Below are 225 nucleotides of genomic sequence, written 5' to 3'. Positions count from 1 at the left end.
TCATCCTGCGGGCCCGCGCGCGGCTGCTGCGCGACCTCGGCCCCGCGCTGGCGCCGATGAACGCGTTCCTGCTGTTGCAGGGCCTGGAGACGCTGTCGCTGCGGATGGAGCGGCACAGCGCCAACGCCCAGCGGGTCGCCGAGTGGCTGCGGGCGCGCGACGAGGTGAGCTGGGTCGCCTACCCGAAGCTGGCCGGTTCGCCGTGGTACGAGCGGGCGAGCCGGG

The 225-nt window shown here is 75.1% G+C and carries 1 protein-coding gene; it reads left to right on the top strand.

Features of this window, described 5'->3' with window-relative positions:
• The coding region (locus FMEAI12_RS02930; RefSeq protein WP_200835168.1) for a PLP-dependent transferase at positions 1–225 on the top strand (225 nt) is incomplete at both ends.

The organism is Parafrankia sp. Ea1.12 (genome assembly GCF_900465275.1).
GTDB lineage: Bacteria > Actinomycetota > Actinomycetes > Frankiales > Frankiaceae > Parafrankia > Parafrankia soli.
The sequence above is the reverse complement of the archived record's forward strand: the minus strand, read 5'-3'. Positions and strand labels throughout refer to the sequence as shown.